The sequence below is a fragment of the Sciscionella sediminilitoris genome (genome assembly GCF_000737195.2).
In the GTDB taxonomy this organism is placed as follows: Bacteria; Actinomycetota; Actinomycetes; order Mycobacteriales; family Pseudonocardiaceae; genus Sciscionella; species Sciscionella sediminilitoris.
The window spans coordinates 1-9,326 of the sequence record NZ_JALM01000186.1 but is presented as its reverse complement, the minus strand read 5'-3'; the positions used below and the strand labels follow the sequence as shown (position 1 = coordinate 9,326).

The 9,326-nt window shown below is 66.2% G+C and carries 7 protein-coding genes and 1 pseudogene; 2 read left to right on the top strand and 6 right to left on the bottom strand.

The genetic code is table 11. The features are described 5' to 3' along the window. Positions 1-296: 296 nt before the first annotated feature. From AD72_RS35095 to AD72_RS35085, 3 genes are all read right to left on the bottom strand, one after another. On the bottom strand, positions 297-1,493 hold the full coding sequence (locus tag AD72_RS35095) for an NAD(P)/FAD-dependent oxidoreductase (protein WP_082469350.1): 1,197 nt from the start codon (positions 1,491-1,493) through the stop codon (positions 297-299). Positions 1,494-1,559: 66 nt separating this feature from the next. Then, the gene (locus tag AD72_RS35090) at positions 1,560-2,897 is read right to left on the bottom strand and encodes an MmgE/PrpD family protein (protein WP_051899355.1); all 1,338 of its coding nucleotides are present in this window, start codon (positions 2,895-2,897) and stop codon (positions 1,560-1,562) included. Further along, positions 2,894-4,282, bottom strand: a complete 1,389-nt coding sequence (locus tag AD72_RS35085; RefSeq protein WP_051899356.1) for an MFS transporter — start codon at positions 4,280-4,282, stop codon at positions 2,894-2,896. The genes AD72_RS35090 and AD72_RS35085 overlap by 4 nt, the downstream gene beginning before the upstream one ends. 171 nt (positions 4,283-4,453) lie before the next feature. Here AD72_RS35085 and AD72_RS35080 point away from each other — a divergent pair, with 171 nt between their 5' ends. Then, positions 4,454-5,341 (top strand): LysR substrate-binding domain-containing protein, encoded by an 888-nt coding sequence (locus AD72_RS35080; protein ID WP_051899354.1) that lies wholly within the window; start codon positions 4,454-4,456, stop codon positions 5,339-5,341. 432 nt (positions 5,342-5,773) lie between these two features. Continuing rightward, positions 5,774-6,097, top strand: a pseudogene (locus AD72_RS36280) (Gfo/Idh/MocA family protein); the annotation flags it as partial. Between the two features lie 67 nt (positions 6,098-6,164). Here AD72_RS36280 and AD72_RS35075 read toward each other — a convergent pair. From AD72_RS35075 to AD72_RS35065, 3 genes are read right to left on the bottom strand one after another with little or no spacing between them, the layout of a single operon-like run. After that, the gene (locus AD72_RS35075) at positions 6,165-7,292 is read right to left on the bottom strand and encodes a mandelate racemase/muconate lactonizing enzyme family protein (protein ID WP_031470961.1); all 1,128 of its coding nucleotides are present in this window, start codon (positions 7,290-7,292) and stop codon (positions 6,165-6,167) included. Beyond that, on the bottom strand, positions 7,289-8,380 hold the full coding sequence (locus tag AD72_RS35070; protein WP_231645159.1) for an alcohol dehydrogenase family protein: 1,092 nt from the start codon (positions 8,378-8,380) through the stop codon (positions 7,289-7,291). Before AD72_RS35070 ends, AD72_RS35075 begins: the two co-directional genes overlap by 4 nt. 50 nt (positions 8,381-8,430) lie before the next feature. Then, complete coding sequence (locus AD72_RS35065; protein WP_031470959.1) at positions 8,431-9,204, bottom strand: SDR family oxidoreductase; 774 nt, start codon at positions 9,202-9,204, stop codon at positions 8,431-8,433. Between the last annotated feature and the right edge of the window lie 122 nt (positions 9,205-9,326).

Genomic DNA, 9,326 nt, shown 5'->3' with positions numbered 1-9,326 from the left:
GATTCAAGGGGAAGCTCACTGGAGTCGAACGCTTCAACATAACCGTTGCCGGTATCAGGGACGTCGACGGTCATGGCGCTGGGAGCTCGGTACGGTTGTCCGAGCCGGGACACCGGTGGCTCCGATACCGGTACGGCGCTGGTTGCCGGTTGCAGCACCGCTCTCACGGTGGGGCTGCGGTGTTTCTGGTCGTGGCCGCTGTGGTCCCATTCGGCGCGCTCACCGATGCCGAACGGGAGGTGGCCAGCGGTACCGGAAGAGCGAACTGACCGATGAGTGGTGTGTTTCCGGTCAGGTCATGCTGGGGTTTCGGTGGGTGTGGTGTTGGTGGTCTGGTAGGTGCGGGTCATTTCGTTGAGGCTTTCGTCCATTGCGGGAGCGGTGGGCCGGCCGGGCCGGTAGGGCTCGAGTGCGGGGACCGGTGTCTGGGAGAGGATTTCGTCGGCGGCGTGTTCGGCGAGGATTGGGGCGAGGTGGATGGCGCTGTGTGTGGCGAGGGTGTAGATGCCGGGGCTGTCGTGGTGTTCGCCGGCGAGGGGGAGGCCGTCGGCGGGGACGGGCCTGACGCCGATGCGCATGTCGAGCTCGGTTGTGGCCTTGTGTCGTAGTGCGGGCACGATTTCCGCTGCTCGTTTTGCGAGGTCGGTTTTGAGTGTTTCGGGTGGCGTGTTGCCGTTTGTTGCTGGTCCTTGCAGGGTCGCGTCGACGGGGTAGGAGTGCAGGCACAGGCCGTGATCGGGGGTGGGGCGCAGGTTGATGTCCCAGAGGGTGAGTACGGCGTGGCTGTGTGGTTGGGGCAGTGGGCCGGTGTAGCCGATGATGCCCGGGACCTGTTGGAGTGCGAGGTCGGTTCCGGCGAGCGCGGCGATGCGTGCGGCGTCAGGGCCGGCGCAGTTGACGATCGTGTCGGCTTCCCAGGTGTGGGTGCGGGTGTGCACGGTCCAGCCGTGTTCGCCGCGCTGGTGGAGGGCGGTGACTTCGGTGCGCGGGTGTAGCTCGGCGCGGATGGATTCGAAGACGCGTGTGATGAACGTGGCGGGGTCGTACCAGGCGGCGTTGGGGTAGACGACGGCGGTGGTTCCCGCGGCGCGGGAGAGGTCGAGTCCGGTGGCGAGTTCGCCGAGGTCGCTGGTTTCCATGAATTCGCCGGGGTAGCCCCATGCGGCGAGGCGGTCGCGTCGTTCGGTCATGACGGTCCGGTCGTGTTCGTTGACGCCGATTTCGATGGACGGGGCGTGGTGCAGCCAGCTTGGCCGCTCGGGGCCGGTCAGTTGTTCGGAGAGTTCGGTGTGCCGGTGTGCTGCTTGGAGGCTGAGGTCGAAGTAGGCGCGGGGTGTCTTGCGGGCGGTGATGTCCATCGCGAAGGTGGTTCGTGAGGTGCCGTGTCCGGGTTCGCCGCGGTCGAGCACGATGACCTCGGCTCCCCGGGTGGTCAGGGCGTGGGCGACGGCGGCTCCCACCATTCCGGCTCCGATAACCACGATTCGACTCATTCGGCAACCTCCATCTGGGGTTCGGTCAGTGCGTAACGGGGAGAGGGAACGAAGAAGGTGTTGTGGTCAGCTCGTTGTTCCCGAGGGTGTGGCTGCGTGCAGCAGGGCGGTGATGTCCGGTAGGTCCGCTGCTTGAGCGACACAGCGGGCGAGTGCTGCTGTTCCCTGCTGGTCGAGAACGGGCTGGGCAAGGCGGTCGAATTTGGTGTGTAGCTGCTCGGTGGTCAGGGGGTGGTCCGGGTCGCCGGTGGCGGCCCGGGTTTCGGATTGGCTTGTTGTTCCGTCGGTGAACTCGAGCGTGGCGCGAGCCAGCGCGGTCTGGGGGAATGCGGCGTCGAGTGTCTCGTCGCGGACGATTTTCACCGTGGAGGCGAGGACGTTGATGGTGGGATCGCGGGGGTCGCCGAGATGGCGGGGCAGTGTGTCGGCGATGTCGATGTGGTCGCGCACCAGCGCGATCGCGACCAGCCAGGGGAGGCTGAACTGGGCTTGTTCCAAGGTGGCGGGGGCGGTCGAGGTGAGCGTGGTCGCCTCGTGGAATGTTTCGATGGTGATCGACGCGATGTCTTCTGGCCGGTGGCTGGTGCGGGCCTTCGCATCGAGTGCGGCGTCGATGGCCGGATGGGTCCAGCGACAGCTGGGGTGTTGTTTGAAGTAGAGGTCCTCGATCCGGTAACGCCGGCCGTATTCGTGGTCGAACGACTCGGCGGTCTCGGGTTTTTCCAGCAGGCATGGTGGCGCGGTGATCCCGTCGAGGGCCATGCGTGCTGAGGCGAACGCGGTGACCGCTGCCCACCCGATGCCGTCTTTGACCATGCTCGGTGTTTGCACCGCGCGGGTTTCCGGTGTCAGTGGCGCGTAGAACTCGGCCAGCGCGGCGGCACGCGCGACCGCTGCCGTGTCGCCTCCCAGCAGTGCTGTTGCCGCGGCGGCGGCGCCGACCGGTGCCCAGGAGCCGGTACCGTGGTAGAAGTCGTAGTAGTCGTGCAGGGCATGCCCGGCTCGGATCGCGACCTCGACTCCGGTGACGTAGGCGGACAGGAATTCACTTCCGGTGCAGCCGGATTCTTCGGCGGCGGCGAGTACGACGGGGAAGACTAGGGCGCTCGGGTGTCCTTTCAACGGCCGGTAGCCGTCGTCGAGGTCGAACGCGTTCGCGGCGAACCCGTTGGTCAGACAGGCACCGAGCGCGCTGCCGGTCGCAGTCGTACCGAACAGGGTCAGTTCGCCGGGGCCGAACAGGGCGGCCGCCGCGCTGCGGGCCTGCTCGGCGGCGGGAGTCCGGCTGCCCGCGACCGTGCAGCCCGCGACGTCGAGCAGGCAGTCCAGTGCCTTGTGCTGGGTCGGGGCAGGGATCGTGTTCCAGCGGGAGTCGAGGATGAATTCGGCGAAGGCATGGCTCATGACTGCTGCTCCTGGGTTTTCTCGGTTGCGTGGTTTTCCGGGGCGGGCGTACCGGTGACGGAGCTGCCGGCCGCTTCGGCGAGGGTCGTGCCACGGGTCTCCGGCGCGAGGATCAGCCCGACCACGAGCCCGATCAGGCAGACCACGGCGCCGCCGATGGTCGCCGCGGAAACACCGAAACTGGCCATGGCCATGGGCAGCAGAAAGGTGCCCACCGCCGCGCCGATCCTGCTGACACTGGTGCCGAACCCGACCGCCGAAGCGCGTACCTGGGTCGGGAAGATCTCCGAGGGATACACCCATTGCAGGATGCTGCCAGCGGTGTTCACCATGGCGAACACGATGAACAGGACGACGATCCAGGCCACCGGCAGGTCCGCGGCGATCGCCAACAACAACAGCGGTAGCGCGCTCAAGGCGAACGTGATGTTCAGCAGCGGCCGCCGGCCCATGCGATTGATCAACAGGATCGCGGGAATGATCCCGATCAGGTCGAATATGCTGATCACTGCCGCGAACAGCATGTGATTACGGATGCCCATCGCTTGCAGGATCTGTGGCTCGAAGGTCGAAATCGTGTAGTTCGCCATCACCTGGCACATCCAGAACACCGCCACGAACAGGGTCCGTACCCGGTATCCCGGTGCGGTGAGTGCCCGTCGGTTTTCGGTTGCGGGTGTGCGGGCGTCCTCCTCGGGTAACGCGACGTTGGTGCCGAGGTGTTGACTGATAACCCTTCGCGCTTCGGTGATCCGGCCCCTGCTCATCAGCCACCGTGGGGACTCTGGCAGGTTCCGGCGGCCCAATACCGCGGCCAGGGCGGGAACCGCGCTGCTGGCGAGCATCCAGCGCCACGACGAGGAACCCGTCTCGCTGATGACATACCCCAGGGCATATGCGGCCACATAACCCAGCCACCACGCCCCGATCAGGCTCGCCAGCGCCGGACCGCGCTGTTTGCGCGGCATGAACTCGGCCAGCATCGAACTCGCGATCGGATAGTCGGCACCGACCGCGACGCCGAGGAGCAACCGCAAGACGAACAACTGCCACGGCTCGGTGACGATGAACTGCAGCAGCGACAACACCACGAACACGACGAGGTCGACCGTGTACATCATGCGACGACCCACCAGGTCGGTAATGCGGCCGAACAGGTAGCCACCGACGAAGATCCCGATCAGAACGCTGGCACCGAGCAGACCACTCCACACCGGCGTCACCCCGAGCGGTTGACTCAAGATCGCCAGAGCCGGACCGATGATGCCCAGTACATACCCATCGCAAAACGGCCCGGCCGCCGAGTAGACCAGCAGCTTCTTATGGAACCGTGAAAACGGCAGATCATCGATCGCCACCATGTGTTGCGGGTGCTCTTGCGTCATCGCCGCCTCCCGTCTCATCCGGAACATCACTGGAAACCTCCGCCGCACGAGCCGGAGCGCCATCGGCGAGCCTCACCTCGAGCCTGCGTTCCCGAACATCGTGACCACCCGCCTATTGATTGGGAAGTGTTTTGACAATCCGAATATTCGCTTGTTTGATAAGGTACGATTATGGATATCGACGTTCGTCGTCTCCACCTGTTCATGGCCGTCGCGGACGAGCTGCACTTCAGCCGCGCCGCCAAGCGCTTGCACGTCAGCCAGCCTCTGCTGAGCCAGCAGATCCGTGCTCTCGAGAAAGAACTCGGAACTCAGCTGTTCACGCGAAGCAGCCGAGTCGTAGAGCTCACCGCCGCCGGCCAAGCCTTGATGGACGCCACCCCTCGAGTGCTCTATGAACTCCAACGGGCAACCGTGGACGTTGAGCAGGCCGCCAATGGTGTGCTCGGACGGCTCCTGGTCGGATCGGTGCGCACCGCGCTGGCCGGAATCACACCCAGCATCATGCGTGCCCTGCGCACCGAACATCCCGAACTTCGGATCGATCTCGCCAACATGGAAACCGCGGCACAACTACAGGCCCTCGCCGACAAGCGCATCGACGTCGGCATCGTGCGCGCGACCACCACCGCCGAAGACCTGATTCTCGAACCTCTGACCGCGGACCCACTGGTCGCGGTCTTCCCGCAAGATCATCCCCTGGCCGGGATGAGCGCGATCGAACCCGCCCAGCTCGCCGCGGAACCCTTCATCACCTGGCCGCGCCACCTCAACGCCGACTTCTACGACATCCTCATCGCCTACTGCCGCGAGCACGGATTCAGCCCGCACATCGCCGCCGAAGGCGGCGACATCGATACCCAACTCGCCTTCGTGGCCGCCGGAATCGGCATATCACTGCAGCCATCCTTCTACGCAACCGCCGGCCGCAGCGACGTCGCATTCCGCCCCTTACACGGAACCACCCCGCACATCGAGCTACGCCTCGCCCGACGCAAGGAGACCAACCCGGCCGTCCAACACTTCGTCGACGCCGCACGACGCGTCGCGAGCGAATAGTGATCACGCCGCCGTCATGTCCCGACGTATTCGGCCACCGTGGCGAGACGAAAACCTCCCGGCAGGGCCGCGATCGATCACGTGCCGTACCTGCGAACAACGGTGCAGCGTGGATCTGCCCGAAACCTCTCCGGCGATCGGACCGCAATGACGCCGCCAGAGCCCGTAATCCTCGATAGTGGCGCACATTGCCGATGCGTTGGGGCAAGCCTCTGCTTCGTCAGGAGTATCGCGACGCGCCGGAGAATACCGGGTAGTTCATACACGATCGACCCGAATCTCGGCTGAAACATAAAGCCACATTTTTGCATTCCAAAAAAACAAAATTCGCCATCTTGTGCTCGATGATGAACCGAATAGTGTGGAGCCCTGAGCGGATAGTGGGCGATCGGAGGAGGTTTGTTGGGCAGCAGTGGGAGGACGGCGGCCATCGTGGGGGCGGGCATGATCGGCGCCATCCATGCGCGAGCTGTGCGCGGTGCGGGTGGGAGTGTGCGCGGTGTACTTGCATCCTCTGCTGATCGCAGCAGGTTGGTCAGTAAGGAATGGGACGTTCCGGTCGGTTATGCGGACCTGGAGGAGCTGCTGGCGGATCCGCTGATCGATGTGGTCCACATCTGCACACCGAATGCGTTGCATGCCGACCAGGCAGTCGCCGCGCTGCGAGCCGGGAAACCGGTGATCTGTGAGAAGCCGTTGGCGACCAGCGTGGTCGAGGCCGAGCGGGTGAGCATGGCCGCTGCCGAAGCGGGGTTGGTGGCCGCGGTGCCCTTCGTGTACCGCTATCACCCGGTGGTACGCGAGACCTCGTGTGCGGTGGCGGTCACGCGCTCCAGGTCGCGACCGGCGCGCCGAGCACGGACTGGTCGACGTCGAGTCCCAGGCCGGGGGCGTTGGTGGGGAGAACGCCGCCGTCGGGGTCTCGGTGGTGCGCGACGGTCGCGGTCTTGGTCGTCACCATGTCTTGGCAGTCGAGGATGCACCGCAGCGTGCGCGGCGGGATCGTCGCGCCGAGGTGGAGGATGGCAGCGAACGCGATCCCCGAGCCGACGGTGTCCTGGACGGACACGGTGAGCCCGGCGGCGCGGGCGATGTCGCGGTGCCGCCGCCCTCGGGTGAGGCCGCCGGTTTTCGAGATCTTCAGGCCGATTCCGTCGGCGACGTCGTGGGCCGTGGTGCACGCGATGTCCTCGTCGTGCTGGGCGAGTTCGTCGAGGACGATCGGGTACGGGCAGCGGGCGCGTAGCGATGCCGTTTCGCGCCAGGTCGCGCATGGTGCTTCGAGAACGAAGTCCAGGCCTGGTGGGAGGAGCCGGAGCAGGCGTAGCGCCGCCTCCGGTAGCAGGCCGCCGTTGGCGTCGACGAGGAAGAACTCGCCGGGACGCTTGTCCGCGAGGCAGGCCGTGATCCGTTCGGCGTCCAGTGCGGGGCCGCCTTCGCTGTCGAGCGCGCCGATCTTGATCGAGTGGCCGCGGTAGCCGCGGGCACGGTGTTCGGCGACCCGGCGGCGCATGTCGTCGGGTTGTGCGGCGTAGATGGACGAGATCGTCGGCATCGGCGTGTCGGTGGATCCGCCGAGCAGGTCGCACACCGGGAGCCCGACGGACCGGCCGAATGCGTCCCAGCACGCCACGTCGAGTGCGGTTTTGGCGTCGTTGTGTCCGGCGAGGGCATGGTCCATGGCGTCGTTGATCCGGTCTGCCCGGCGCGGGTCCCGACCGAGCAGATGCGGTGCCAGCACGCTGATGCCCGCGCGCGTGCCGGCCGGGTGGGCGGCGATGTAGGTGGATCCGAACGGGGTGCTTTCGCCGAATCCTTCGGTTCCGTCGTCGCAGGTCACTCGGACGATCGAGGCGTCGAAGGAGGTGTAGGAGCGGCCACCGGACAACGTGTAGACGCCTCCGGAGTAGGGGAGGTCGACGTGGTGGAGATCGATCTTGATGATTTTCACTGCGCGTTCTCCTGGGGCAGGAGGATCAGGTTGCCGACGTGTTGCTTGGCCAGGAAGTCTTGTTGTGCGTGCACGATGTCCTCCAGCGGATACGTCCGGGCTACGGTCGGTCTGATTTCCTTGTTCCGCACGTATTCCACGAGGTTTTCGAAGACCTCGTCCTCTTGGAAGGTACAGCCGTAAAGGCTCAGATCGTTCAGGTACACCGTGCGCAGGTCGACTTCGGTGACCGGGCCGCCGATTGCGCCGGCGACCGCGTAGCGGCCTCCGCGGCAGAGGAGGTCCAGCAGCCGCGCGGAGTTCGGTCCACCCACCAGGTCGAGCACGACGTCGATGGAGCCGCGGCCCAGTTCGGTGAGCAGGTCGGCGTCCCGGTCGAGGGTCCGGTCGGCTCCCTGTTCCCGGAGGGCTGCGGCTTTCTCGGGGGAGCACACGGCGATGACGGTCGCTCCGCGCCGCTTGGCCAGCTGGACCGCGGCGAGGCCGACGCCGCCGGACGCGCCGGTGACCAGCACGCGTTCCTCGCTGAGCGCGGTTCGGGCAAGCATGTTCTCGGCGGTGGAGTAGCTGCACGGCAGGGCGGCGAGTTCGGCGTCGTTCAGGTCGGACTCGATGGCATAGGTTTCGCGTGAGGGGGTGACCACGTATTGCGCGAAGCCGCCGTCGCGGTCGCTGCCCAGGGTCCAGCATTCGAACGGGCGGTAGTCCACATAGCTGCGGAGCATGTTTCGTACGACCACTCGTTCGCCGATGCGATCCGGTGAAACCTCCTCGCCCACTGCGACGATGCGTCCGCACACGTCGGCGCCCTGGATGAGGGGGAAGCGTAACGCGGCGCCGGACCAGCTGGTCGTGGTGTCGCCGAGATCGAATCCCGTTGTGCCGCCGGAGTTCGTGTCGGCGCGGACGGTTTTCGAGTACCAGCCGACGCGGGTGTTGATGTCGGTGTTGTTGATGCCGGCGGCGGCAACTTCGATGAGAACCTCGAGTGGCCCTGGGCGAGGTGTGGGCACGTCGGTCCGGTACTGCAGTTTGTCGAATCCGCCGTGCCCGGTAAGAACGACGGCGGCCATCTGCTCGGGTATCACGCTGCTCCTGTTCTGCTGAACGCGATGGATGCGTTTGTCTCGTAATGGGTTCAGTGGGCGCGCACGAGTCCGCCATCGCAGCGCAGCTGTTCGCCGGTGATGTAGGTGGCGCGGCTGCTGGCGAGAAAAGTGACTGCCGCGGCGAATTCGTCTGGGGTGCCGAACCGTCCTGCCGGAATGTCGGCGCGGGCGGCGGCGCGGATGGCGTCCTCGGTTTCGCCGTGCCTGGCGGCCATGGCCCCGTACACCTGGCTCATGCGGTCGGTTTCGATCCGGCCGGGCAGCACGAGGTTCACGGTGACTCCGTCCGAGGCGACTTCGGCGGCCAGGGTCTTGAGGTATCCGGCGAGTGCGTTCCGGCCGACGTTGGAGGCCACGAGGCCCTCGATGGGCTGCTGGATGCCGGTGGACCCGATCGCGACGATCCGGCCCCATCCGCGCTCACGCATGCCCGGCAGCGCTGCGCCGATCAACCGCAGGTGCGGGGAGAGCAGTAGTCGGACCGCCTCCAGCGCCTCGTCGGCACTCAGCCCGTTTGCTGTGCTCGGGGCGGGACCGCCACCGTTGAGCACCAGAACGTCGACCTGGCCGAACCGCTCGACGGCCGTGTCGAGCAACCTGCGCGGTCCGTCGGGGTCGGTGATGTCCACGCCGATGCCCACGGCCGAGGGCAGTTCGGCAGCCAACTGTTCCGCGAGGTCGGCCCGGCGGCCGCCGAACACGACGTGCGCGCCTTCGGCCGCGAGCGCGCGCACGACCGCGGCCCCCAGCCCGGAGGTCGCCCCGGGCACGAGCGCGACCTTTCCGTGCAAACCGAGATCCATGTCAACCTTCCTGCTGCGTCGTTGTCGAACAATCCGGTACTGAGACCAGCCGGTCTCGGTTACGGTGCGAGGGCCGTTCCGTAGTGCCGGCTATCGAGAACCGCCTAAAGGTTGTCCCGTAA

Excerpts from the sequence above, each read along its gene's own strand:
- AD72_RS35095 (WP_082469350.1), bottom strand. The coding sequence starts at position 1,493 with ATGAGTCGAATCGTGGTTATCGGAGCCGGAATGGTGGGAGCCGCCGTC.
- AD72_RS35090 (WP_051899355.1), bottom strand. The coding sequence starts at position 2,897 with ATGAGCCATGCCTTCGCCGAATTCATCCTCGACTCCCGCTGGAACACG.
- AD72_RS35085 (WP_051899356.1), bottom strand. The coding sequence starts at position 4,282 with ATGACGCAAGAGCACCCGCAACACATGGTGGCGATCGATGATCTGCCG.
- AD72_RS35080 (WP_051899354.1), top strand. The coding sequence starts at position 4,454 with ATGGATATCGACGTTCGTCGTCTCCACCTGTTCATGGCCGTCGCGGAC.
- AD72_RS35065 (WP_031470959.1), bottom strand. The coding sequence starts at position 9,204 with ATGGATCTCGGTTTGCACGGAAAGGTCGCGCTCGTGCCCGGGGCGACC.